This window comes from Flavobacterium araucananum (genome assembly GCF_002222055.1).
In the GTDB taxonomy this organism is placed as follows: Bacteria; Bacteroidota; Bacteroidia; order Flavobacteriales; family Flavobacteriaceae; genus Flavobacterium; species Flavobacterium araucananum.
In genome coordinates this window covers 213,032-238,051 of sequence record NZ_MUGS01000002.1, presented here as the reverse complement: position 1 = coordinate 238,051, position 25,020 = coordinate 213,032, and the positions used below count along the sequence as shown (strand labels likewise).

The window sequence follows — 25,020 nt, the reverse complement described above, 5'->3', positions numbered from 1 at the left end:
GTAGAATCGACAATTTTCAAAATTGGAATTTTAATTTTCTAACTAATCCAAATCTTCTTTTTAAACAAGTTTGCCGTATGTCTTAGATGTTGATTAAAGCCTATTAAAACGACCAAAATCAACAAACCATATCCTACAGCGGTATAAATTTCCATATTCGACAATAAGGTTGCTTGTTTGGCAAGGGTCGTAAAAACTTTTTTCAGGGCAAGTGTATTGGCATTATCTGCCGAATATCCTTTGGCCATAAAACCCTGCGCTGTTGTGGCAATTGTTTGCTGTGCTTCGGGATTTTCGCCTGTTACGAATTGACTTAGTTTCAGGAAGTGTTTTTTGTTCAGGAATACCTGTGCATTCTGCATGATGCAAAAACCAATTGTACTACCCCAAAAACGTCCCGAAACTCCAATAATTCCAGACGAAGTCATCATCTTGCCCGGAACAGCAGTAACGGTAAACAAAACCAAGGGCACAAACAAAATACCAACCGCGATTCCTTGTATTATATAAGGTATAATAATATCGCTCAAAGAAACATCTGGTACAAAGAGAAACGTAAACCAAAAATGAAAAACGGCCAAAAGCGCAAAGCCTATCATAAATATGTATTTGGTTGCGAGAGATCGCATCAGGAAAATGGCGGCTAGAAACAGGCCTATTACATTTCCTAATCCGTTTATGTATTGTACTCCGGCAACTCTCGAGGGATCCCAGTTCCAGATGCTAAACATCGCACTATGACAAAGACTTAAGGTTGCTCTGGCGATGTAAAAGAGAAAAAACAAGAGAAACCCAATTCTAAGATTTGCGTACTTGAAAACTTCAAAATCAAAACTTGGTCGTTTGACCAATAATTGTCTAAAAATGAATAATCCGCCTGTAACCAAACACATTATCAAAGCGAGAATCAATTGCGAAGATTCGAACCAGTACTTTTTTTCGGCATACACAAAAAAGTAAGCGCCTGTTAAAATCGAAACCAAAACCAAAACATAACTCAATAAATCGACCTGATACAACGGGATTTTCTTTGTTATTCTATGACTTCTAAAGGTAACCAGGATCAGGAAAACATTAATAAGTTGCAGCATTCCTGAAACATACAACATGTATTTCCAGTCGTAATGATCCAGAAACCAAACAGCAATGTTCATAATAAAGGGCGTTGCCAACAAAAGCGATCCGTAATAAAAGGAGAATCCTATAATAATGGCGTTTTTAGAATGAAAACGTTCTACCAACAATTGCCTCAAAATCATAACCGGCAAAGCCATCAAGATTCCTTCGGCAACTCGCAACATTATAAAAACAGCAAAATTGGTTACATATCCTGACGAAATTATCGTTACGGCGATCAATACATAAAGGGCAATTAAGTAGCTTTTTGCAGGAAAGTAATTCGAGAATCGACTTTCGATCATGATCGTTGCCAGCAAAGTTCCGTAGGTTACACACATGGCATATTGCAAATCTTCGGGTTCTATATCCAGAAAACTTGCGGCATACGCCACGTTCGAACTGTAAACGCCCAACAAAATCATCGAATGCAACAAACACACGAATAATATGATGATGATCGCCCAGTTTGGAACCCAGGATTTAAAAATACTTTTATCTTCCATTTTATTGGTGTTCGGCAATAACCGTGATATTCATTCCGGCTCTCAAAAAGTCGGCTTGCTTGTCAGTATCTTTCAACTGAATACGAACCGGAATTCTTTGTTCAATTTTTACAAAGTTTCCTGTTGCATTATCCGGAGGCAATAACGAAAATCTCGCGCCACTTGCCGGAGATAATGAGGTTACGATTCCTGTAAATTCTTTGTCATTTAAGGCATCTGCCTGAATACGAACTTCCTGACCTATGGTTAAATATTGCAATTGTGTTTCTTTAAAATTGGCGGTAATCCATTTTTCTTTACTTACTATCGAAAGCAATGATTGACCTTCCTTAACCATTTGTCCGGGCTGAATGGTTCTTTTACCCACCCAACCATCATAAGGCGCGGTAATTATGGTGTACGAAAGAAACAATGCAGCATTGTCTGCCACAGCTTGTTTGGACGCAATATTGGTTTGGGTTGTAGGCACATTTGCCTGCGCCTGAGAAGTACTCAGGTTCGAAGACTGAATCCTGTCTCTCATTTCCTGAAAATGTGCTTGCGCTGATTCGTAATCTGCCTTTACTTTTTCTAATTGTTGCGAGGTTGCTGCTTCGTCTTTTACTAAAGCCTGGTATCTGTCGTATTCTAATTTTGTTTTCCAGAGATTGGTTTTCGCCGCCGCCAATTGCGATTCGCCAATTACGGCAGAACTTGCCGTTGTAGCTACATTTTTCTCGGCCACAACACTGCTTTGTTTCGCACTTTGCACATCGGCAAGAGCTACATTTAGCTTCGATTTGTATTCTCGATTGTCGATTACAACCAGTGTATCGCCTTTATGCACGAACTGATTTTCATCAAAACGAACTTCCTGCACATAACCTGTAATTCTGGACATAATGGGCGTTACGTATTGCTCAACCTGAGCATCATTGGTTTCTTCGTGGTTTTTGTTGAACACATAAAACCAAATCCCCAAAATGATTCCGCTTGCCACCAAAACACAAGCAATTATTGTTATTATAATATGAAACGATCTGTTTGCTCTAGTTTCATTTTTAATCTTGACCATAAACTCTATATCTTTTTCTGTTTTCTATTCTCTCTAATTCTCCACCGGATTAAAATCCGGCGCTACAATATGAATCGTTCCTTCGGAACTGAAAATCTATATTCTACACTCTATTTTCTATACTCTATCCTCTTGCTTCTAAGATCTTGCCTCTATCCTCTAACTCCTAAATCTCCTCTGGCATTATCCCCGCAGTATGCAGCAATTCGTAATGTTTTAGGATCGCGTCCAGTCGGGTCGAAATCTTGTTGTATTTTGCCTGTAGTAACGCATTATCTGCATCGACCATTTCGGTTATCAAAACCAATTGGTTCAGGTATTTTAGCTTTACAATTCGGTAATTTTCATTGGCGAGATCCAGGGCTTTATCTACTACCACAAACTTCTCGAGGATTTCCTGATATTGGGTATGTTCTTTAAACAGCTTATCCTGAATTTCATCCTTTATAATTTCCGACTGCATTTTTTGCCATTCGATATTGGTATTGGCTTGCTGCACTTTGACTTTATTTTTATACAAAGCCGAAATATCAAAATGTGCTTCGATACCAATTTGCCCTAAAGTGTACAAATACGGATTTGGCGGAAAAAATTTGTAGTTAGGATAATAGAAACCATAGTTCCCAAAAAAGTTTACCGTTGGCAGATAATTTGCTTTTACCAACTTGAGTTCTGTTTTTTTGATGTTCAATTCCTGACTCGCCATTCGCATTTCTTCGTTTTCAAAAGCTTTTTCCAGATAAAAATTATACGGATCCAAACCGTTCATTTTATCCATATTTGCTGTAGTATCAATTGCGACTTCTTCGTTTTCCGGAATCTGAATCAACGTTTTTAAATCATGCAATGCAATTTTTATATTTTTAGAATTGGTCAGCGAGTTCAATTCACGGTCAGAAAGCTGCAATTCGGCTCTAATGACTTCATTTTTGGTTACCGTTCCGTGTTTTTGCAGTGACTGAACTTCTTTCAATCGGCTTTTTTCTTCTTTAATATTTTCTTCGAATATCTTCTGAAGTTCCATCATTTTATAAACCGCCAGATAATTTGCCACAACTTCAAGCTCGATGTCATTTTGAGTCTTTTCGGTTTTTATTTTGGCAATTTCGTTTTCCTGATTGGCAATTTTGATGGCGTTATTGATCTTATTACCCGCATAAATTGGCATCTTGAAAGTCGAATTGACCTGATAGATTTCAGGAATTGCTTTCGTTACTTCTTTTCCATTCAGGAAACCACTGCCTTTAAATTCTGTAATGTTGGTAATTCTCGAATATTCGCCGTTTAGTTCGATATCCGGCAAACGCATTTCTTTTCGTTCTTTGATGTTTTGCTCAGAGAGCGTAGTCTCTAATTGAGATCTAAGGATTTTTTTATTGTTTTCTTTCGCCAGTTTCACCGCTTCGGTTAACGAAACCGAGTGAATTTCCTGAGCCTGTAAACCATTAAATGTTAATAGGATTAAAAATATCAACACCGTTTTAAGAAAACAATCTTCTGTAGTATTTGTTGTTTTAAGGAACATGAATATTTAAATAATTTTATGATGCAAAGTTCCTGCATTTTTCTGATGACTGATAATTCTAAAAAGTCAATAACATATTCATTTCGGACAAATGTTAAAATTTAATTTCCCGAAAACGTTATATTAAAACATTGAATAACAAATAATTACAAACAAATGGCATTAAGTATGAAATTTTCCCGCAGATCTTGCAGATTGAGCAGATTTCTTTTTTCTACAAATAATCCGCTCAATCTGCAAGATCTGCAAGATCTGCGAGAGAAGAAAATCTATCTACTCTTTAAAACATCTTCTCCGTTTAAGTAGTCAGAAGGTCTTTGCCCGAGGATTTTAAAGAAAGTATTACTAAAAGTAGGTACACTATTATAACCAACTTCCTGGGCTACCTCTTTTACAGAAAGTTTTCTGTCAAGCAAAAGTTCAATTGCTTTAAGGATTCGGCGAATCGTGTAATATTGAATAAAAGACATTTTGAGATCTTTTTGAAACAAGCGATACAAAGAGCGTTCGCTGTACCCAAATTCATGCGCAACATTTGCAAACAAAATTGTTTCGCCCAAATTATTCTCGACATAACGCAAAATTTTACCCAGACGAGCGTCTTTGGGCAACGGTAATTCAAGCGGCAAATTGGTCAGACATATTTGAGGCAATATGGCTTTTATAGCTTTTGCAATCACAAAATTTGGAGAACCTTTTTTAAGATCACCGTTCCATTGATTGGTAAAAAGCATCATTTGAAGCAGTAAATTATTGACCGGATAAATACCTTCGTTTTTATAAAAAGCATCTTCGTTTTTTTCTATCGGAAAATATAAGTTTCGCATCATCACATTTTCAGATTTGGGCTGAATACTGTGTTCTACTCCACTGGGGATCCAGATAAAATGTCTTGCAGGCAAAAAATAGGTTTTAGTTTCTGTAGTTACAAAAACCACATCCCCCTCGGCATACAGCATTTGTGCTTTTTCGTGTTTGTGTGTGGGCACAAACAATTCTCCCATCAAATCGTGGTGACAATAAATGCTTTTTTTATCAGCATCTACTTTTTTGATATAATACTTATCTAGTTTCTGGCCGGAATGTTCCATTGAAGTAATCGAATATCTTTATTGTGATATAAATGTAGGGAAATTTAAATTTCAATATTTTAAAAATTCCAAATTCCAAAACTGGATTGTGTAGATTTAACAACAAAGTTCATAAGGTAAAAATGCAAGGTTCGCAAAATTTTTCAAAACCATAGTCCAAGGTTTCAACCTTGGGACGCAATATATGCTTCCATATAGATCATCACAATACGTTTCCCAAGGATGAAACCTTGGGCTATGGTTTAAATACAATGAGTACAAAAACAAAAATTTAAAAAGCTAAAAAATTGGAATTTACCGAAAGGCTATAAAATAAAAAAGCCTTTCTGTTAAGAAAGGCTTCTTCCAATATTGCGGTCTGGACGGGACTCGAACCCGCGACCCCATGCGTGACAGGCATGTATTCTAACCAACTGAACTACCAAACCAACTGCGTTATTGTGAGTGCAAAAATACAATAGAAGTTGGATTCTGCAAGGGTTTTTAGCAATAAAAATTGAGAAATTTTTAATCTCCTGATTTTAAATAAATTCCAAACCAATAGTTGTAAGTAAAATCCCAAATTTTAGTATCGCCACCCAAAAAAGACGAAACTTAACCCCAAAGAATGCAAGGTTAAAAGCGCAAAGTCCGCAAAGCTGAATAATCAAGCTTTGCGGACTTTGCGAAAATCTTCGGGTTCTTTATATTCAAATTTTTACTTTAAATGAACTCCTAATTACTTATAGAATCCAAAACAGAAATGGCTTAAATCAAAAAAGCCATCCACAAAAGTGGAAAGCTTTTCATTGGTCTAACTACTAAACCAGCTACGAGTTACAAAGTCGTAGCAAAACAACACAACTAATCTTAGATACCGTATTTGGGCAAAAAAGCCTTTCTGTTACGAAAGGCTTTTCCCAATATTGCGGTCTGGACGGGACTCGAACCCGCGACCCCATGCGTGACAGGCATGTATTCTAACCAACTGAACTACCAAACCTCTGCGTTATTGCGGTTGCAAAGATAGTACAGAATTTCATTTCTGCAAGTGTTTTGCTAAAAAAAATTAAATATATTTTTAAATCCTTAGCCAAAGTTTTGTTTTTCAACTAAATATGTAGTCAATATTTTTTCAAAATTATCACCAACATTCACCGGAACGTACTTAATTTGGTTCTTTGCACAGGTCAAAGCCAATTTTTTAAAGTAAGCTTCTGCCCTTTTTTCGTATTCTACTTTTACATTATCGGCAAAAATCGATACTTCTTCACCTGATTCTAAGTCAATAAACTTTCTTGGCGTGTTATCAAAGTCAAAATTTAGCTCTGTTTCATTGTCTACCACATGAAACAAAACAACTTTGTGTTTGTTGTGTTTAAGATGTTGTAAGGCATTAAAAAGCTTTTCATCATCTTCTGACTGAAACATATCTGTAAACAGGATAATCATCGAACGACGATGCATTTTCTCTGCTATCTGGTGCAGATACGTAATCGTATCCGTTGTTTTTTTGACTTTTGGCTGTTCTAGTAATTGCTCTAATTTATTGAGCAACATTCTATGATGGCGATCGCTTCCTTTTTCGGGCGCATAATATTCGTAACTGTCCGAGAAAACACTTAAACCAACGGCATCACGCTGTTTTTTTAAGATATTCATTAAAACTGCCGATGCCAAAACGGCAAAACCAATCTTTTTTTCATAAAAAGGCTGACCGGATTTTAGTTCCGGATAATGCATCGACGACGAATTATCGACTATAAGATGACAACGCAAATTGGTTTCTTCCTCGTAACGTTTGGTATACAAACGATCTGTTTTGGCAAACAATTTCCAATCGATATGTTTGGTGCTTTCTCCTGCATTATAGACTTTATGCTCAGCAAATTCAGCCGAAAACCCATGAAACGGACTCTTATGCATTCCGGATATAAAACCTTCTACAACCTGATTTGCCAGCATTTCGAGGTGCTGAAAACTGGAGACTTTCTCTATTTCCGATTCAATTTTCATTCAGTTTCTTTTTTAATGTTTTGCGCGCGGTATAAACCGTCTGTCGCCTGCAGCAATTTTCGTTTTAAAATCGGACTAAAATTAGGGTTTTCTTTTAAGAATCGCTGTACTTCATCAAAAGCATATTTCGACGAATATTTCCCAACGGTATTATTGAGCCAATCCTTTGGGAAGAAAATATCTCCCGTTTGCTGAATTTCGGTTACTAAATCTAACGAAAGCCTGATATATTTTTGAGCACTTTCCTGACGTAACGGATGATGAATATTCGCCAACCCTACAGAAACCCACGATTCTTTTTCTCTGTTTTCATCCTCTTTCAACGATTTTACAAAGGCGTCACGTACCAATTCATCTTTAGACAAAGACGGAAGCAAAAACTCAAATCGCTTTTGTTTATCCGGATTTGCAATGGTTGTTCTGGTTTTATTCAAAATCTCATCTGCCTTTTCATGTTTAAATATAGCCAAATTCATTGCCATATTGGTATAATCGTCTTCGTTTAATTTTAAACCTGTGATCACTTTTTCTTTATTCCAGATCGCATACAATTTGGCTTTGCCGGAATCTGAATATGCAATCGAACTAAATAAATTGAATAGTGTTTTCTTGATATTGCTTGGCAAATTGGCTTGCAAACGTTCGTACAAAACATCTTCAAGCTGTTTTTGTGCTTTGGTTTGTTGCTTTTCTGTCAGGAATTTCCAGAATACTGCGTTGGTTTGATTGGTAATTATTTTAAGAACCAATTCGTTTTCTTCTTGCTGAATTCCTTTTACAAAACAATCAAAAGCTTTGTCTGGCGCGATAGTTCCGGTTAATGTGTTTTCGTAAATATTAATGTATGTAGAAGCTCTTGCAACCTCATCTTTCAAAGTCAAAACAGTTTTTGTAGTATTCCCGTCAAGCGGAAAAACACCGTAACCAAAACCATTATAATTATAAATAACAGCAACAGGTTTTGCAAGCCCGATTGCTTGTTTAACCAATAAGTTTTTGTCTTTTATCGTAACATTAATCACTTTTACATGATCCGGATAAACCAAACCAATATCAAAAATCTGTGGCCAGACATTTGCAGATTTATCTTCGGCTTGCTGGCTTATTTCAAAATTCTTTATTTGTTTTTTAGTATCATATTCTATTTTGTCTGTAAAAATGGCTCTTCCGGATTTATTGACCCAAACGGCGCTCCATTTTTGCATATCAAGCGGCGTTTCGGCATCCAGGATTTCGACCAGATTATTCCAATCGGCATTGTCATTGGCGTATTTTTTTATGTATTTTTCGATTCCTTTCTGAAAAGCTGCTGCACCCATCGAAGCTTCGAGCTGGCGCATCATTATTGGGGCTTTGTTATAAATAATAGCGCCGTAAAGCGAACCTGCATCTTTAAGGTTGGCCAGATTTTGTTTTATAGGATGTGTTCCTAATGAGCGATCTTCGGCGTAAGCATTAGGATAATGAGCTGTTAAAAACTGTAAATTATGATTGACTTTCGGAAAAATTGGATTCATGATTTTGTCTGCCATAAAATTGGCAAATACTTCCTTCATCCAGACATCATCAAACCATTTCATGGTAACCAAATCGCCAAACCACATGTGCGAAGTTTCGTGAGCAATAAGTTTTGCACGGTCTAATTTCTCGCTGTCGGTCGCACTATTGTCTAAAAACAATGTCGATTCGCGATACTGAATCGCACCTACATGCTCCATCCCGCCGTATTGAAAAACCGGAATCGAAGCAAAATCCAACTTCTGAAAAGGAAACGGATAATTGGTATATTTTTCTAAAAAGTCTAATGCCTGTTGGTGTAAATTAAAAATAGTATCGGTACTTGTTTTTATCTTTTCTGCATTGTTTTCGCGATACAACATTGTCATTTCTCTATTTTCCGGTTTCTGCGTTATTGTTTTGAACTTACCCGCCACAAACGAAAACAAATAGGTACTCATTTTATCAGATTCTCCAAAAGTATAGCTTGCAAAATCTCCTTTTTCTATTTTCTCTTTCACTTTTGCTCCAGCCAAAACGGTCCAGTCTTTTGGGACTGTCATACTCAATTTATAAGTCGCCTTAATATTGGGCTGATCCAGACACGGGAACAAAGTACTCGCCCGATCCGGAACCAATAAGGTATACAAAAAGTCGTCATTACGGTTCAAAGACAAATCGCCGGCAATAAACGAAATAACAACAGTATTTTTGCCTAAAATCAAATCTTTGGCAGCAATAACAATATGTCCTTTTTCATGAACAATACCAGTGCTTTTACTGTTAACCTGAATCGATTTTATATTTTGAGTTTTGACTTTAAAATCCAGATACAAAGGTTCGCTTAAATCTGCTATTGATAGGTTTAAAATTAGATTCGAATTGATTTCCTGTTGTTTTTGCTGCGGAATTTCGAACGAAAGCCCATAAGTTACATCTGAAATTTGATGTTTTCGAAAAATTGCCAATTGCTCCGAAACGCCATTATCTATAACAAGGTTCTCTTTTGGCTTCGATTGAGAAAAACCAATTGTAGTAAGGGCAATAAAACAAAGAAAGCTGTGGAGAATTTTCATTTTTACAAGGAATATAAGATTCGTAAAAATAAAAAAAAGTTTGCCACGAATTATTCTTTTTTGCCACAGATTAAAAAGATTAAAATGATTTTTTTTAATCTGTGAGAATCATTTAATCTGTGGCAAATTTTTTAAGCAATACTAAAATAAATAATTCGTACTAATTCGTGCTAATTCGTGCAATTCGGGACAAAAAAACAATAAAAAAGGCCTGACTATTGCCAGGCCTTCTACAAACATACTAATTCTAGCTATCCAAAAATAAAATCATTGCGTTTGCATAAATTTGAAACTAATATCTCCTGAATAATAATTATTGCGTACAACAGTTAGAAAAATATTACGGCTGAATGTTAAGACGCGTACAAACTTCTTCATAACTCATTTTAGAATAATCCAGTTTATCGGCCTTTGATGTTGCAGCGGCAACACCACCCAGAATCAAAATATAGCGCCAGCTAAGGGTTGTTGGCAAACCTACTGTTCCTGCTCCTGAATGTGTAAATCGGAACAATTTAATTTTCTTTAGTGTAGAAATTGCAGTAATAGTATTGGCTGTTCCGCCTGCCAATGAAGTATAAGGCAATGTAAAGGTACCTGCTCCATAAGATACATAAACCAATATGGTTCCTTTTGCAAGAATATCATCTGATAATTCGGGTGCATTAATGCTGGTAGACATTCCTGACGTACCGTCTATGGTTTCTGCAACTGCTGTAGGAGCCGTAATCCAGGCACTATAAATAACATTTGCTGTTCCGGTTGCTCCTGTCGCTCCCGTTGCTCCTGTTGCCCCTGCTGCTCCCGTTGCTCCGGCTAGTCCGGCAGTTCCGTTAACGCCGTTAATACCGTCGATGCCGTCTTTGCCATCATCGCTGCTGCATGAAATTGTAGAAATTGCAACTAATAAAATTGTAAAAATGGTTTTTAAAGTTTTCATAATAATTTTGGTTTTAAATTGGGCTAAATGATTCTTTTTTAATTCAATAACATTATTTTTGTAATGATCAAATGATAGTACAAGAACGTTTCTTTTTATCTGACGACTTAATTACAAGACAAATTTGCAGGATTAAATTGTGCCGAAAAACCACTAATAGACAGACGACATTTTAAATAGACAGACGACATAAAACCCAAAAAGAATGACTAAAAAATACACGTGTATCATTATCGACGATGACGAAATAGACAGGCTTACGGTGTTATCGTTTGCCAAGAAATTTACTATTCTGGATATTCTGGGTGTTTTTGAATCAGCAGAAGACGCACTTCCGTTTATCCAAAAAGAAAAAGTCGACATCTTGTTTCTGGATATTGATATGCCGGGTTTAAACGGAATTGACTTTAGAAAACAAGCATTAGAAATCCCTGTTTGTATTTTTATAACTGCACATCCGGAACATGCTGTAGAAAGTTTTGAAATAGAAACACTCGACTTTATCGTAAAACCGTTAAAACTCGATCGTTTTGCACAAACGGTAAGCCGGATTGAGGAATTTATGGAAATCAAACTCAAAGCTTCTCTTTTTGAAGCCAGTATTGGTGGCGATACCATTTATATAAAAGAAGGTCATGAGCAAACAAAAGTGAAGCTGCACGAGATTCTATATCTCGAAGCGCTCAAAGATTACACCTTTATTATAACCGATAAAAAAAGACACTGCGTTTTGTCGAGCATTGGCAATTTGCTGAAAGAAGATCATTTTCAGTCCTTTGTTCGAATTCATAGAAGTTTTGCAGTCCAGAAACAGTTTATCCAAAAAATAAATTCTACCGAAATTATTCTCAATAACGACATTACAATTCCTGTGGGACGAAGTTATAAAGAAAACCTAAACCTGTTCTAAATGAAAAAAGTCTGGTTTTTGCTTTTGTTCTTCAGCACTATTTTTGTCTTTGCTCAGCAAGAACCAAATTTAGCACGGTATAAAACTACAGCCGAAAAGCTAAAAGTCTGGCTAAAATATACCAACGAAATTTTAGAATCCGAAGATTATCCCAAACTTTTAATCGCTGCACAAAAAGGAATCGAACTTTCTAGAGATCATCTTGCTTACAAATCAAGATTTTATTTCTTAAAAGGAAATGCATACGAATTCGACAACAATCAAAACAAAGATGCTGCGATCAATTATGAGTTTGCATTACAATATGCCCAAAAGGCAAGACATCTTAAAAACGAAACTTCTGCCTTGATGCGCCTTAGTTATGCCTATTATGCACTTAACGAAACTTCTAAAAGAACAAAGTTAATCGTATACATAAAACAGGTTCTTGATACTACAAAAAGTACGTATACAAAATCTGTACTTTTTGGCAGTCTTGGCGAATATTACCTAGATAATGCTCAATATGAAACCTTTATTGGCTATCAGCTAAAAGCGATTAATTATAAAAAACTGCTTAAAAAAACGATTGCCAACGATGAAACTATTGGCGTATCCTACAGTCAGATTGCAGCTGCGTATACTAAAATGAAACAATACAATAAGGCTATTGAATACTTAAATTATGCACAGCCCTACATAAAGACTTCTCCTTATATTAGTGCTTTTTCATGCAACTATTATTTGCAGTGTTTTGTTCCTTTAAAAAATCCGGATAGCATTCAAAAATATTACACCCTAATATATACGTATCCTTCCAGAAAAGATTCTTTGTTTCTCAATCTAAGTTTTGCCAATAGAAGCGTATCCGAATATTATGCAAATGCAGGCAAAATAAACACCGCATTTAGCTATGCTAAAAAAGCTGTTGCTCTTGCACAAAAATCCAATGACGAAGATATCATTATGGAAGCAAACGCCATAATGGGAAGAGTTTTGTATGAAAAAGGCGAATACAAAAAGGCAATCGAAACCTTAAAAAAAGCTTCGCAAAATGCTTTGACATACGACAAGGAATCGTTTGTAAACATCAATAAAAAACTCTCTCAAAGTTATGCCGCCTTAGGACTTTGGAAAGAAGCTTTTCGATATAATGAAATCTACACTAAATCGAATGACGAAATGATGCAGGAATCGGCTAAACAAAATATTGCCAATGCCGAAGCTCGCTACCAAAATAAAACTAAAGGACAGGAAATAAAAAGTCTTTCGACTCAAAACACGATCAAAAACATTCAGATTGCCGAAGCCAAAAAACAACGTTTCTACTTGATTTCAGGATTAATTCTCGTGGCAATCATCGGGTTATTGTTATTTAAACAAAATCAGAATCGTAAAAAAACCAATCAAAAATTACAGCTTTTAAATCAGGAACTCGATGAAGCCAATAAAATAAAAGCGAGATTCTTTAGCATTTTAAATCATGATTTGCGAAGTCCTGTTTCGAATTTAATTCACTTTTTGCATCTTCAAAAAGAAAGTCCTGAACTTATTGACGAAGCCACAGCCTTAAGAATGCAAACCAAAGTCATTACCGGAGCCGAGAATTTATTATCGTCTATGGAAGATATTTTATTGTGGAGCAAAGGGCAAATGGAGAATTTTAAACCTTATTTTAAAGAAACTGCTGTTGCTGTTGTATTTCAAGAAATGCAAAAACATTTTTCGAGCATAGAAAACATCCAAATCTTATTCGAAAACCCTGAAAACATCCTCTTATATACCGATGAGAATTACCTGAAAACCATCATTAGAAACCTGACCGGAAACAGTATAAAAGCACTTGATAAAACTGTAAACGGCAAAATAATCTGGAAAGCCTGGCAACAAAACGGCGCCAAATATCTTTCGATTACAGATAATGGTCCCGGTGGAACTCAGGAACAATTTAAGGCTTTGTATAACGACTCAGAAGTTATCGGGATCAAATCCGGTTTAGGATTACACTTAATCAGGGATTTGGCAACAGCCATAAATTGCAAAATCGAAGTGAAGTCTGAGCCCGATTCAGGAACTACTTTTACGATTACTTTCTTAAAATAGTTCGCCACTAATTTCACGAATTAGCACAAATTAAACTCATTTTTTTGCCACAGATTAAAAGGATTAAAATGATTTTCAATCTGTGAGAATCATTTAATCTGTCGTAAAAAAAATTAAACCACATTTTAATTCGTGAAATTGAATTTTAAGCTTAAAATAATTTGTGCTAATTCGTGTAATTCGTGGCAAAAAGAAATCCTTTCTAATCTGTATAATCTGTGGCAAAAAACTTTTAAACATAAAAAAGGTTTGACTTTCGCCAAACCTCTTTTATATAAATCATAATCTTACGATTACAACAAAGCGTCTAAACTATCTGCGTAGGTTTGTTTAGGAGCAACTCCTACTTGTTTTCCTACTACTTCACCGTTATGAAAAACCAAAACGGTAGGTATGTTACGCACACCATATTTTGCAGCAAATTCCTGGTTTGCATCTACATCAACCTTACCAACAACTACTTTACCTGCGTATTCTTCGCTGATTTGATCAATGATTGGACCAACCATTCTACAAGGACCGCACCATGCTGCCCAAAAATCTACCATTACTGGTTTATCTGATTTCAAAACTACTTCATCAAAAGTAGCATCTGTTATTGCTAATGCCATAATTTCTTGTCTTTTAAAATTATTGTCTGAATTGTTTCGTTTCAAACTAGACTACAAATTTAAAAATTAAATACTAATGAAACACCATAACCAAATTAGTTTTCATTATAAATGTATTGTCAATAATTATATTAACCAGAAAAATTTTAATTATAAGTTTTGCCTTACAGATAATTGAAAATCATCTTTTTAAAAGAACGTCAGTTTTTTACCTTATCTTTAATGATCCAGAAAATTCTTCGAGATGACAGCAATTCTACCTACCATAAAAACCTACTTTCGATCAGTTCATTTTAAAAAATATGCCAAACGTTTTGGCTTTTTTATTTTGGGGCTCATTGTTTTACTGCTAATTGCCTGCGGTGGATTATCAATTTATTTTAATCAAAATAAAACCGAAATCATAGCCAAAATCAACACGAAGATCAATGAGAATATTAATGGAAAATTTCATATTGGCGATTTTCATTATAAGTTTTTAACCGGTTTCCCAAATTTTACCTTAGCCTTAAAAGATGTCGAACTCAAAGACAATCAATGGGCAACGCACAAACATACTTTATTAAAAGCCAAAGAAATCGAAGCACGTTTGAACGTTTGGAGTTTATTGCAAAACGAAATCAACATTCATAAAATCCTGATTAACGGAGCGGATATTTATGTTTATAAAGCCGAAAATGGGTATTCGAACGCCGATATTTTTAAACCAAAAAAGAAGAAAACCCCGGATAGCAAATCCAATAGAGAAACTACAATTGATCAGGTCGACCTCAACGATGTTCATTTTATTTTAGACAATCGTTTGGGGCATAAATTATTTGATTTTGATGTTGCCAGCCTAAAAACGGAAGTAGATTATGACGGCGACAATTGGCAAACCGATGTTTTTCTGGACACCAACATCAAGAGTCTGGCCTTTAATACTGTACACGGAAGTTTTGCCAAAGAAAAACAACTTACCGGAACTTTTAATGTTTCGTATACCTCACAAAAAGAACGAATTGATGTCGTAACCAAAAATCTAAAAATAGGCACAGACGGTTTTGATATCATCGCCTTTTTTAATCTAGCCAAAGGAAATGCACTTTTTGGAATCAATATTGGGACTACTATTTTATGGCAAAATGCATCGAATTTATTATCCGGAAACATCAGCTCTAAGCTTAACCGTTTTAATTTGAAAAAAGAAATCGATGTAAACTGCGATATAAAAGGTGATTTTAATGCCGAAGGCGATCCCAGAATTGTTGTTCAGGCAATTGTAAAAGATAATGAATTGAGTATTCCGGACGGATTGCTTAAAAACTGCCATTTTAAAGGAATTTTTACCAATAATTTCAAACCAAAAGACGGTTATAACGACGCAAATTCGGCGATTATCTTAACGAAGTTTGCAGGCGAGTACGAAAATATTCCGCTTACTATTTCGCAATTGTCTATTAATAATCTCGATAAGCCATTGGCAACCGGAAACGTAAATTCTGATTTTGATGTTACCAAACTCAACCAGATAAGCAACGACAAATGGATTCAGTTTACCGAAGGTCATGCCAAAGCAAATCTGAAATTTCAGTTTGACATTGTCGATTTGTATATTAACAAACCCAAATTTATTGGTAATATAAACGTTGAGAATGCCTCTTTTGATTTTATTCCCAAAAAAGTACATGCCGAAAAAGTAAACATTCAGCTTGACTTTACAGAACAAGCTTTACTGATCAAAAAAATCACTTATAAACACAACAAAAACACTATTATCATCGACGGAAAAATCAATAATTTCCTGAACTTATATTATGATGCTCCCGAAAAAATGGTGGTAAACTGGAATATTTACTTTCCCAATCTTGACCTCAAACAATTTCTAGGCGTTTTGGCCTCATCGCAAAAAAGTAAAGCCGTTGGCAAAACCAACAAAAAGCCAACAATGTCGAATCAAATAAGAACCGCAATCGACAAATGTTCTGTAGTTATCGACATCAAAGCCGAAAAAATAAACTATAACAAACTAACCGCCACAAATACTACCGCAACGGTACAGATGATCGATTCGAAATTGGTCATTAAAAACGGTTCGCTACAAACTTCTGGCGGGAACATCACGTTTAACAGCGAAGTAAAACCAAGCGGGAAAAACTTTGCTTTTAGTTCTAACGCCCAAGTAAACCACGTTGACATTGCTGGTTTTTTGCACTCGTTCAACAACTTTGGGGTTACGTCTTTTAGCCCCAAAAACATTAAAGGAAAATTGAGTAGTCAGGCCAATGTGACCGGATTCATTAACAGCAATGGCGGATTGATCACCAATTCGATGCACGGTAATCTGACTTTCAACGTCAATCAGGGTGCTTTGCTCAACTTTGCTCCTATCGTAAAAATTGGCAAGTTTGCCTTCCCGTTTCGTGATGTCGAGAATATCACCTTTAGTGATTTATCCGGCACTCTTAAACTACGCGGAGAACAAATCGACGTGAATAATTTCACCATTAGTTCCAGCGTCTTAAACCTCGATGCCCAGGGCGTTTATTCCTTTGGTCGTGGTACCAATCTCGCCCTCACCATCCCCCTCCGAAACTCCAAAAACGACATCAAACTCGCCACCAAAGCCGAACGCGACGCCGTTCGTGACCGCGGAATCGTCCTGCATTTGATCGCAGTAGATGGTGATGATGGAAAAATGAAAATTAAATGGGGGAAGAAGGAGAAGTAGTCATTGCAAGAAAAGACCTGTTCGCCGTGGCGAAAGCAATCACACAAGTAACTCGCCTAAAATTTGTCCCCATGAGCGAAGTCGAAGAGCTTTTGCAACTTAGGATCTGAATGTCTAGGAGCTATTTCCTGCTGTACACTCTATCTTTTATTGCTTAAAGAAAGCAACAAAAGGATGCCGTTTCCATCAGGGCTAGGGATTTTGGTTTTCAAGAGAAGTTAAGAAATATTAATTAACGCCCGTCAGAAATGATTGGCGTTTTTTTTTATGGATAAAATTTAAAACTATCATCTAATAAGGCCAATTGTAGGCGGGTCAATTATTATCTAAAAAGTACATTTGAAATCATGTTTTAGAAAACTAATAAAAAATCCGTTATCAAAAAATGAAATATTTAGCAGAAATAATTTTCGGAAAAGATCAAGTAAGGAAATATCATAATAATGAAACTTTAAATGATTGTGAAAAAATAATCAACTTAAAAAAGTATACTTTCGAAACTTGGGTAGAGAGAAATGCATTTTACAAAGGAATTGGTGAAGCAATGAGTTGGTTAGAATTCGAAGTAATCAAAGAATTTGAAGAGAAAGACAACAAAGAAGAAAAAGAAGATGATGATAAATTTGATTATTGGGCATTCATTGAGAAATATTATCCAAAGTATTATCATTGTAACAGCGTTTTGTTAAGCGACATTTTAACTCGAAAACTTTATGGGGAAGAAATTAGCGAAAGCGATGAAGAATATATCAAAGATTGGGATGTTAGGAATGAATTGTTTGAAGTAGATAAGGATTTACTTTGTAAGGCATTTGAAAATTATTTTAATATTGCTTATCCTTAAAAATTTTACTTCTTAAATGAAAAATTACCTTCGTGAAATGCCTCAAAAGTTAAACACTATTTGAGGCATTTTAAATCAATTATAATTATATAATTTAAATCTCCTCAATTCCTAATGATTTGAAAAACTCAAAAGTACCATCATACATAAATTCTGGCCTCGTTATATCCTCACTATTTCCAAATGGAATATAAATCACCATACCTTGCCTCGCTCTAGTCAATAAAACCCTATAAGAATTAATTAAATAACTTGTGATTATAGGATTAATATTTTTCCATGTAGTTCCTGTAAACTTTTTATAATTCCATTTATTATCATCGTAAAACAAATCTCCATCCCAAGCAACACAAGTCCAATCTAACTCTAACCCTTGTATGTCAAATTCGGTAGCAACTTCTTCCAAAAAACTTGAAGAACGTATATCGTCTTTATCGTTTAAAAACCAAATTGGAGCATCTATCTTTACCTTTACGTTTAATCCAAAAGGTCTTAAACGAATTCCTCCAGATGAAGCAATAACTCCAATTCTTTCAGATCCTTTTGCTGATATTTTTAACCAATTTCTAGCTTTATCTAAATCACGAGTTATCTTAATGGGATAATATTCTTTAATAGATAACTTGTAAATTTCCTTAGCATTTTCAATATTATTATTTATTATTTCTTGAATAAAATCAGATAATTGAGCACTTCTAAATGATCTCAGGGAAACCGACAAATGTAATTCTCTTTGCTTTATTGCTTTTTTATCCTTTAAAATCATCAAAACTTCTTTATCTTTAATATAGTTCAGATCATCAACAATTTTAGAAGAATAATAAATATCCCAATCTTGGAACTTATTAGAAAATGGTCTAATCCATTCTTCTAAACCAGCTTCTCCAGTATTAATTTCTTGTCCTCCTCCTATTAAGCAAACTATTGTACACCAATTTTTGTGTCTATTCATTACTTCAATAAGGAATTCGGGTTCCGATTTATTAAAATCTGGAATTCCTTTTTTAATCCTCATAAAACTTGAAGCCTTTTCTGTCGTCCATGCTCTTTGCGCTTCGTCAAAAATGGTTACTTTTTCTATTGGTGCATTTTCAGGATTTTTTATTGCATCATCTCTAAAATGATGAATATTTTGAATAAAAGACTTTATTTGAGATCTAGCCGCATCCATTGTCAACTTTTCATTATCTTCTTTCGCACTTGTATATTTATCTCTAGCCAATGCTTCTCTTAACACATCAACTAAAGGACCGTTGCCAGATAGAAAAACAGCATGTTCTTCTTCTTCATAATTTGAACGTAAATTAGCAATGTTTAATCCTGCTAGTGTTTTTCCTGCGCCAGGAACTCCAGTTATAAAGCAAATTGATTTTCTATTTGTTTCTTTTGAATGATCTATGATTTTAGAAATACATTCTGAGGTCACAGATAAATTTTCTGCTCCTGAATCACTTCTTGATATTTCAGAAACACTATGTTTTTTATATAAAGCTGTAGCCGCTTCTATAATTGTTGGTGTTGGTTTATATATCGATTTTTCCCAACTCTCAACATTTATATTCTCTAAATTTTTAAATTTTAATAACGTTTCTGATATTACTTCTGATAAATTATTTTCATTTGCAACAATCGTATTCTGTAAATTATCTATAGATTTTCTATAAATATTTTTTTCATCTTCAGCTTTATCAGCAACTAAAATTGGAATAATATTTTTTGCGTGGCTTCCTTCATGAAAATTATTCAAATCTAATCCATAATCGAAAGCTTGGTCTATAGCATGTTTCTCATATTTTTTTGAATTTATTTTAAATTCTATAACAAAAATGCAATTATTAATAATTAAAATATTATCGACTCTCTTTCCCATTCGTGGAATTGTAAACTCAAAAAATATTTTACCCGTAACCCCTTTTAATTCTTTTTGCAGAATTTCTATTTGTCTTTTCCAAGCATTCTTTTGTAGTATATCATCTTTCCCTGAATTAAAAGAAATAACACCTAATACGCTTGTAAGATCTTCATTAACAAAACTCGCAATGAAACCTGAATAATAAGCCCTATTCATCGAAAAGATCTTTTACTTTAACTTCTAAAGCATTTGCTAATCGCTCAACAACTTCAATAGAAACATTTCTCTCTCCTTTTTCAATCGTCGGTAAATAAGTACGATCAATCTCTGCTAGATTGGCTAGCTTTTCTTGAGATAATCCTTTAAGTTTTCTAAGCTCCTTGATTTTGAGTCCGAATTTTTGCTTAATATCCATGTTAACAAAAGTTGCAAAATGTAGACTCTAAAACAACGGAGTATAGTCGGGTTTTTGTTTGCCTTTGAAATAAAATTCCTATGTTAAGTTTTAATGAAAAGATTGAACATTTATAAAATTATTTGTCACAAACAAATGAAAATTATGCAGATAATTTTAAAAAGATATTGGTATGTTCATAGATAATTTTACAAATCAAAATGAACTTTTGCTTTTTCTAAATAGCATAGATTCTTTTGAAGAAATTGAAAATTGGGTTGATAAATTATGCTCTAGAATTGTTTTAAAGTTTGATTCTTAAGGAGAAGAAATCAACGATTTTATATATTATTATATACAATTTGGTTAATTAAAAAAACATGGTAGAATATTCAACACTCTACATTCCAACTGTACTTAATCTGCCTATAAAACTTATAGATATTATTTACAATTGCCCTGTTTGTGATTACGAAATTGAAATAGATATATTAGTCGGCTGGCTGATAATAGTTTTCTCAAATGTGACGGATGTGATTACATAATTAAGTTAAAAATTAAAAGAATTTGAATTCCTCTATTATTAAATAAAAAACAAAAACCTTAATATAACAATTGCAACAGAGTTACTTGCGAAGATTTCTCATTCTTCGAAATGACAAACTAAGCGGAACAAGAGGACCAAAATAAAAAAAGCCACTTCGCAGTGGCTTTTTAGGTTTATTCGGCATCGAAATAAGGGTTTAGAATTTCGGCTAATTCGTTTAACCAATAAAAGCCTTTTTCGAGGTTTGCTTTCTCGAGGTCGAGAGTTTCGCAATCCCGAATCATGCTTAGGGCGATGACATAATTTACTCTTCGGATGTTTTTTGCCATCGTTTCAGGATCAATCGATTTGCTGAAAAAATCTGTTAACCGCAATTGGGTTTCTTTTGAAAGGGTGTTTGTACTCATAATCTCGAAATTTAGGAAATATAAAACCCGTATGGGTTAGCTGTCCTACGCCTTCGAGAACGCGTTGTGGTTGTTTCCAATACCGCCAGCGTACCATACGGGCAAAAAGTTTTGTTGTGTTCATATTCTCGATGTTTAGGACTGCGAAGATACCAAATAAACAATTGCAAATAGTAGGATTTATCTATCGTTTTAAAAGCTTTTTTATTTTTAGCTCGTTTATTGTTGCGAGGGTTTCTCCCGAAGTTTCGGGATGCTCAGCCTGGGGAAAAATACAAATAAAAAAAATCTGTTTTTATCTGCGTTTTCACGAAGTGAATCCGTGAAATCTGTGTTCCATAATAACATTTCGGGATCGCCAAGCCTGATAAAAAAGGCCTTAAATTTTTTGAACCTTTTTTCTTAATGTTTTATTAACTCACTTGGCTTTTCATTCTAAAAAAGATAGCTTTGAGAAACAATCATTAAATATAAACCGATATGAAAATTCAAATCAATACCGACAAGAACATCGAAGGACACGAAAGATTAGCAGCTTATTTTTCTGAAGAATTAGAAAAAGGTTTAGCTCGTTTTGAGGAAAAAATAACCCGCATCGAAGTACATTTTGGAGATGAAAACGGAGAAAAATTCAGCTTAAACGATAAAAAATGTGTGATCGAAGTTCGCATTGCCAACTTACAACCCTTAACTGTTACAGACCACTCTGATACGCTCGAAAAAGCTTTTAGTGGTGCTCTTGCCAAAGCAAAAAAATCTCTTACTACGACTTTCGAAAAAATGAAAGCGCACTAATTTATATAGTATCAAAATGCAAAATGGCATTATCTCTAATCAGGATAATGCCATTTTTTATTTTAGCAAAGCGGTCATTTCGTCCCAATGCAATGTTTTGACTTTCTCCTTTAGTGCGTTCGCACTATTTACCATTGACTTAGCAATATCACTCGCCTCGATTCCTTTATATTTACTTAATCCTCCTGCAAACAACGGATTGATAAATTTAAAGATCCCTATGAATACTTTTTCCAGAGGTCGGCTTTCTTTACGGTCTCCCAAAATCATCGATGGTCGAAAAATGTACGTGTGATCAAGCTTTAGACTGATAATATCTTGTTCGGTTTCGCCTTTCATCTTGGTGTAAAATATCGAAGACTTTGCATTTGCTCCAATTGCCGAAACTAAAAATACGGCTTTTGCTCCGTTTTCTTTTGCCAGTTTTGCTGCCAGAACGGGGTAATCATGATCGATTTGATAATAGAGTTTTTTATCGGGTGTTTTCTTTTTTGTTGTTCCAAGCGCAATAAAAACCTCATCGATTTGAATACCTTTTACGACTTCGGGCAAGGAATTAAGATCGCCAATCAAAGTTTTTAGTTTTGGATGCTGGATGTTTAGGTCTTTCCTAACTACAATTACGACTTGTTCATAATTGGCGTTATTTAGTAAAGTTTCCAGAATATAAGATCCTACTAATCCGCTTGCTCCGTATACAATTGCTTTTTTCATAAGTAAGGCGATTTGTTTCCTCGAAGTTAGAAATTTTTGCCACAGATTCCACGAATTAGAATGATTAATATTTTTTGTTTCACGCAGATTAAGCAGATTTTTATTCTCTAATCTTTTTAATCTGTGAATCCCGACAACTATCAGGAGTGGCAACAAAACTCTATGTTTCTATGTGTTAAATATTTTCTCGCAGATTTTGCAGATAAAGCAGATTTTTTCTAATCTTTTTAATCCGGGAATCCCGACAACTATCAGGAGTGACAACAAAACTCTATGTTTCTATGTGCTAAATGTTTTCTCGCAGATTTTGCAGATAAAGCAGATTTTTTCTAATCTTTTTAATCTGTGGCTATAAACGTTCAGAATCTGTTGCTCTGAAAGAGCCCTAGCAATAGTATGGTGCGAAGCACTATGAATGAAGATTATTTTTATTTTAAGCCCTGAAAGGGCGAAAGCCTAATTTCAAAGAGAACATTTATTCTATTTTACATTATTTTTTATGAGAAACCGCGGTTTTCCTTAATCTTTATTGTCTAGTTGCTGTTGCCCTTTCAGGGCGATTTTAACTTTTGATTTAATTCATAGTGCGTTGCACTACGTTATTGCTTTTTAGGGCTTTCAGCCTGTTTTTAAAAGTTTTTCACCCTTACGATTTGTTAAAACAGTGATAACAAACAGTGCATAGCAAACAACGCACAGCAAAACAAAATACGATTAACATAATAATAACGCTTTTTGATATTGTAAGAAGTAATTTTGCAATCCCAAAAATAGAATCTTGTTATAGAGAGAATACAAGGATATTGATTGGGATTATACATTACAAATTATTAAAAAATTACCCTCATGAAAAAGCAACTACTCGTATTATTAATCGCAGTTCTTATAGGCTTTGGCGTCAATGCACAAGTAAAATCATCTGAAACAAATGTGCTGGTTTTGATTTATTCTCAAAACGGCGGAACTTATAAAATGGCAAAAGCTATTGCCGAAGGAGCTCAGGAATATCCAAATACTAAAGCAACAATAAAACGTGTTCCTTCGATAAATGCAAAAGAAAAACTTAATGCTGAGGTCGAGAAATTGCCCATAGCAACGATCGAAGAATTGGCTAGTTATGACGGAATCGCTTTTGGTAGCCCGGTTCATTTTGCTAATATTAGTGCCGATATGAATTACTTTTTTAGCCAGAGTATTCCGCTTTGGACTTCGAGAGCTTTAGAAGGAAAACCCGCGACTGTATTTATGTCTGCCGGATCCGGTGCAGGAAAAGAGGCCGCAATATTATCTTTTTGGAATATTCTTGCTTCGCACGGAATGGTGATTGTTCCTACGGGAATTATGGGAACGGCAACTTTAGACAAAACAGTTCCGCAAGGAAATACGCCATTTGGCGCAACTTCGTTGGCTGGATCACCTGTTGGAACTCGCCCGTCGCAAAGCGAGTTGAATCTGGCTAAAGAACAAGGAAAAGCTTTGGCAAAAGTGGCTTCAGGATTGAGAAATACAGAGAATATAAAAGCTGTAAAAACAGCGTCGGCAGAAACTAAAAGCGATATCTATAAAACCCTAAAAGACAATAACATTGTACTTCCCGAAGCGCCTAAACCAGTTGGAAATTACGTTCCGTTTACGATTTCAGATCATAAAGTATACATTAATCAAGTAGCCTTAAAAGACGGAAAAATTCTAAATCCGGGTAAAGTTGGTGCAACAGTTACAGACGATCAGGCAAAAGAAGCAACCTATCAAACGATGCTAAATGTTATTGCTGTTTTGAAAGAAGCTTGCGGAGGAGATTTGAACAAGGTAAAACAATGTGTGCAATTGACCGGATATTTTAATACTACTCCAGAATATACGCAACATGCCGCTCTTATGAATTCGGCTTCGAACCTAACCGCTTTGGTTTTTGGTGAAAAAGGAAAACACGCGAGAGCAACAATTGGTGCGGCTTCGTTACCATTAAATTCGGCTGTAGAGATTCAGGCGATTTTTGAAATTGAATAAAAGGAATTCAGGAACGCTTATTTAATATGTTGTCCCTAAGGAACAAAATTGTGGTTCGCGAATTATTTTTTCTACCAAGATGTAATCTCTACGAGATGTTATTTAGTTAATAACTAATGGTTTGACACAGATTACAGATACAAATATTGCTGTATAAATATTACTATACAAATATTGCTAACGGTTTCGACCGTTGGCATACATGCATTATCAGAATTCGTCTCTCATGGTTGAAACCTGGGGACTATAATCGAAAATAATAATCTCTAAAAGGCAATTCCGTTAGGAATTAAATATTGGTAGAAAAAGGAGTGAAAGCCACAAAAAAAGTGCCCCGTAGGGGC

Annotated in this window: 18 protein-coding genes and 2 tRNA genes; 6 read left to right on the top strand and 14 right to left on the bottom strand. The window is 35.0% G+C overall.

Annotated features, from left to right (window positions below; all coding sequences use genetic code 11):
- Positions 1-38 precede the first annotated feature (38 nt).
- From B0A64_RS01340 to B0A64_RS25385, 9 genes are all read right to left on the bottom strand, one after another.
- Positions 39-1,622, bottom strand: coding sequence for an efflux MFS transporter permease (locus tag B0A64_RS01340; protein ID WP_089477740.1), 1,584 nt, complete (start codon positions 1,620-1,622; stop codon positions 39-41).
- 1 nt (position 1,623) lies between these two features.
- On the bottom strand, positions 1,624-2,676 hold the full coding sequence (locus tag B0A64_RS01335) for an HlyD family secretion protein (RefSeq protein WP_089477739.1): 1,053 nt from the start codon (positions 2,674-2,676) through the stop codon (positions 1,624-1,626).
- Positions 2,677-2,842: 166 nt separating this feature from the next.
- Entirely contained in the window at positions 2,843-4,201 is a 1,359-nt protein-coding gene (locus B0A64_RS01330; RefSeq protein ID WP_089477738.1) for a TolC family protein, read from the bottom strand.
- A 269-nt stretch (positions 4,202-4,470) separates the two neighbouring features.
- The gene (locus tag B0A64_RS01325) at positions 4,471-5,292 is read right to left on the bottom strand and encodes a helix-turn-helix transcriptional regulator (protein WP_089477737.1); all 822 of its coding nucleotides are present in this window, start codon (positions 5,290-5,292) and stop codon (positions 4,471-4,473) included.
- A 354-nt stretch (positions 5,293-5,646) separates the two neighbouring features.
- A tRNA-Asp gene (locus tag B0A64_RS01320) sits at positions 5,647-5,720 on the bottom strand.
- 480 nt (positions 5,721-6,200) lie between these two features.
- Positions 6,201-6,274 (bottom strand) — tRNA-Asp (locus B0A64_RS01315).
- An 86-nt stretch (positions 6,275-6,360) separates the two neighbouring features.
- Positions 6,361-7,287, bottom strand: a complete 927-nt coding sequence (locus tag B0A64_RS01310; RefSeq protein ID WP_089477736.1) for a DUF58 domain-containing protein — start codon at positions 7,285-7,287, stop codon at positions 6,361-6,363.
- The gene (locus B0A64_RS01305) at positions 7,284-9,860 is read right to left on the bottom strand and encodes a M1 family aminopeptidase (RefSeq protein WP_089477735.1); all 2,577 of its coding nucleotides are present in this window, start codon (positions 9,858-9,860) and stop codon (positions 7,284-7,286) included. Before B0A64_RS01305 ends, B0A64_RS01310 begins: the two co-directional genes overlap by 4 nt.
- 340 nt (positions 9,861-10,200) lie before the next feature.
- Positions 10,201-10,800 carry a hypothetical protein gene (locus B0A64_RS25385; RefSeq protein WP_089477734.1) on the bottom strand — a complete coding sequence of 200 codons (600 nt, stop codon included), beginning with the start codon at positions 10,798-10,800 and terminating at the stop codon, positions 10,201-10,203.
- Between the two features lie 205 nt (positions 10,801-11,005).
- Here B0A64_RS25385 and B0A64_RS01295 point away from each other — a divergent pair, with 205 nt between their 5' ends.
- Entirely contained in the window at positions 11,006-11,710 is a 705-nt protein-coding gene (locus B0A64_RS01295) for a LytR/AlgR family response regulator transcription factor (protein WP_089477733.1), read from the top strand.
- The gene (locus B0A64_RS01290; protein ID WP_089477732.1) at positions 11,711-13,792 is read left to right on the top strand and encodes an ATP-binding protein; all 2,082 of its coding nucleotides are present in this window, start codon (positions 11,711-11,713) and stop codon (positions 13,790-13,792) included.
- 293 nt (positions 13,793-14,085) lie between these two features.
- On the opposite strand, the gene trxA is transcribed toward B0A64_RS01290, so the two are convergent.
- Positions 14,086-14,403 carry a thioredoxin gene (gene trxA / locus B0A64_RS01285; protein ID WP_041516662.1) on the bottom strand — a complete coding sequence of 106 codons (318 nt, stop codon included), beginning with the start codon at positions 14,401-14,403 and terminating at the stop codon, positions 14,086-14,088.
- Positions 14,404-14,647: 244 nt separating this feature from the next.
- Here trxA and B0A64_RS01280 point away from each other — a divergent pair, with 244 nt between their 5' ends.
- Both B0A64_RS01280 and B0A64_RS01275 read left to right on the top strand, forming a co-directional pair.
- Positions 14,648-17,113 carry an AsmA-like C-terminal region-containing protein gene (locus tag B0A64_RS01280; protein ID WP_089477731.1) on the top strand — a complete coding sequence of 822 codons (2,466 nt, stop codon included), beginning with the start codon at positions 14,648-14,650 and terminating at the stop codon, positions 17,111-17,113.
- Between the two features lie 385 nt (positions 17,114-17,498).
- A complete protein-coding gene (locus tag B0A64_RS01275) occupies positions 17,499-17,957 on the top strand; it encodes a hypothetical protein (RefSeq protein ID WP_089477730.1) in 459 nt (152 codons plus the stop codon).
- A gap of 94 nt (positions 17,958-18,051) precedes the next feature.
- On the opposite strand, the gene B0A64_RS01270 is transcribed toward B0A64_RS01275, so the two are convergent.
- The 3 genes from B0A64_RS01270 to B0A64_RS01260 all read right to left on the bottom strand — a co-directional run bounded on the left by B0A64_RS01270 (position 18,052) and on the right by B0A64_RS01260 (position 21,157).
- Positions 18,052-20,025 carry a DUF2075 domain-containing protein gene (locus B0A64_RS01270; RefSeq protein ID WP_089477729.1) on the bottom strand — a complete coding sequence of 658 codons (1,974 nt, stop codon included), beginning with the start codon at positions 20,023-20,025 and terminating at the stop codon, positions 18,052-18,054.
- Positions 20,018-20,224, bottom strand: a complete 207-nt coding sequence (locus tag B0A64_RS01265) for a helix-turn-helix domain-containing protein (RefSeq protein WP_089477728.1) — start codon at positions 20,222-20,224, stop codon at positions 20,018-20,020. The genes B0A64_RS01270 and B0A64_RS01265 overlap by 8 nt, the downstream gene beginning before the upstream one ends.
- A gap of 699 nt (positions 20,225-20,923) precedes the next feature.
- Entirely contained in the window at positions 20,924-21,157 is a 234-nt protein-coding gene (locus tag B0A64_RS01260; RefSeq protein ID WP_089477727.1) for a hypothetical protein, read from the bottom strand.
- Positions 21,158-21,637: 480 nt separating this feature from the next.
- Between B0A64_RS01260 and B0A64_RS01250 the strand changes: the two genes are divergently transcribed.
- Positions 21,638-21,952 (top strand): HPF/RaiA family ribosome-associated protein, encoded by a 315-nt coding sequence (locus B0A64_RS01250; RefSeq protein ID WP_089477725.1) that lies wholly within the window; start codon positions 21,638-21,640, stop codon positions 21,950-21,952.
- 57 nt (positions 21,953-22,009) lie between these two features.
- Here the strand turns inward: B0A64_RS01250 and B0A64_RS01245 are convergent, their stop codons facing one another.
- Entirely contained in the window at positions 22,010-22,666 is a 657-nt protein-coding gene (locus tag B0A64_RS01245) for an NAD(P)H-binding protein (protein WP_089477932.1), read from the bottom strand.
- A gap of 846 nt (positions 22,667-23,512) precedes the next feature.
- Between B0A64_RS01245 and wrbA the strand changes: the two genes are divergently transcribed.
- Positions 23,513-24,676 (top strand): NAD(P)H:quinone oxidoreductase, encoded by a 1,164-nt coding sequence (gene wrbA / locus B0A64_RS01240; RefSeq protein ID WP_089477724.1) that lies wholly within the window; start codon positions 23,513-23,515, stop codon positions 24,674-24,676.
- Positions 24,677-25,020: the final 344 nt, after the last annotated feature.

Bases quoted from the DNA above. Each gene is read 5' to 3' on its own strand.
- B0A64_RS01335 (WP_089477739.1), bottom strand. From the start codon at position 2,676: ATGGTCAAGATTAAAAATGAAACTAGAGCAAACAGATCGTTTCATATT.
- B0A64_RS01245 (WP_089477932.1), bottom strand. From the start codon at position 22,666: ATGAAAAAAGCAATTGTATACGGAGCAAGCGGATTAGTAGGATCTTAT.
- B0A64_RS01305 (WP_089477735.1), bottom strand. From the start codon at position 9,860: ATGAAAATTCTCCACAGCTTTCTTTGTTTTATTGCCCTTACTACAATT.
- B0A64_RS01340 (WP_089477740.1), bottom strand. From the start codon at position 1,622: ATGGAAGATAAAAGTATTTTTAAATCCTGGGTTCCAAACTGGGCGATC.
- B0A64_RS01270 (WP_089477729.1), bottom strand. From the start codon at position 20,025: ATGAATAGGGCTTATTATTCAGGTTTCATTGCGAGTTTTGTTAATGAA.
- B0A64_RS01280 (WP_089477731.1), top strand. From the start codon at position 14,648: ATGACAGCAATTCTACCTACCATAAAAACCTACTTTCGATCAGTTCAT.
- B0A64_RS01265 (WP_089477728.1), bottom strand. From the start codon at position 20,224: ATGGATATTAAGCAAAAATTCGGACTCAAAATCAAGGAGCTTAGAAAA.
- B0A64_RS25385 (WP_089477734.1), bottom strand. From the start codon at position 10,800: ATGAAAACTTTAAAAACCATTTTTACAATTTTATTAGTTGCAATTTCT.
- wrbA (WP_089477724.1), top strand. From the start codon at position 23,513: ATGAAAAAGCAACTACTCGTATTATTAATCGCAGTTCTTATAGGCTTT.
- B0A64_RS01275 (WP_089477730.1), top strand. From the start codon at position 17,499: ATGAAATATTTAGCAGAAATAATTTTCGGAAAAGATCAAGTAAGGAAA.
- trxA (WP_041516662.1), bottom strand. From the start codon at position 14,403: ATGGCATTAGCAATAACAGATGCTACTTTTGATGAAGTAGTTTTGAAA.
- B0A64_RS01325 (WP_089477737.1), bottom strand. From the start codon at position 5,292: ATGGAACATTCCGGCCAGAAACTAGATAAGTATTATATCAAAAAAGTA.
- B0A64_RS01295 (WP_089477733.1), top strand. From the start codon at position 11,006: ATGACTAAAAAATACACGTGTATCATTATCGACGATGACGAAATAGAC.
- B0A64_RS01260 (WP_089477727.1), bottom strand. From the start codon at position 21,157: ATGAGTACAAACACCCTTTCAAAAGAAACCCAATTGCGGTTAACAGAT.
- B0A64_RS01250 (WP_089477725.1), top strand. From the start codon at position 21,638: ATGAAAATTCAAATCAATACCGACAAGAACATCGAAGGACACGAAAGA.
- B0A64_RS01330 (WP_089477738.1), bottom strand. From the start codon at position 4,201: ATGTTCCTTAAAACAACAAATACTACAGAAGATTGTTTTCTTAAAACG.
- B0A64_RS01290 (WP_089477732.1), top strand. From the start codon at position 11,711: ATGAAAAAAGTCTGGTTTTTGCTTTTGTTCTTCAGCACTATTTTTGTC.
- B0A64_RS01310 (WP_089477736.1), bottom strand. From the start codon at position 7,287: ATGAAAATTGAATCGGAAATAGAGAAAGTCTCCAGTTTTCAGCACCTC.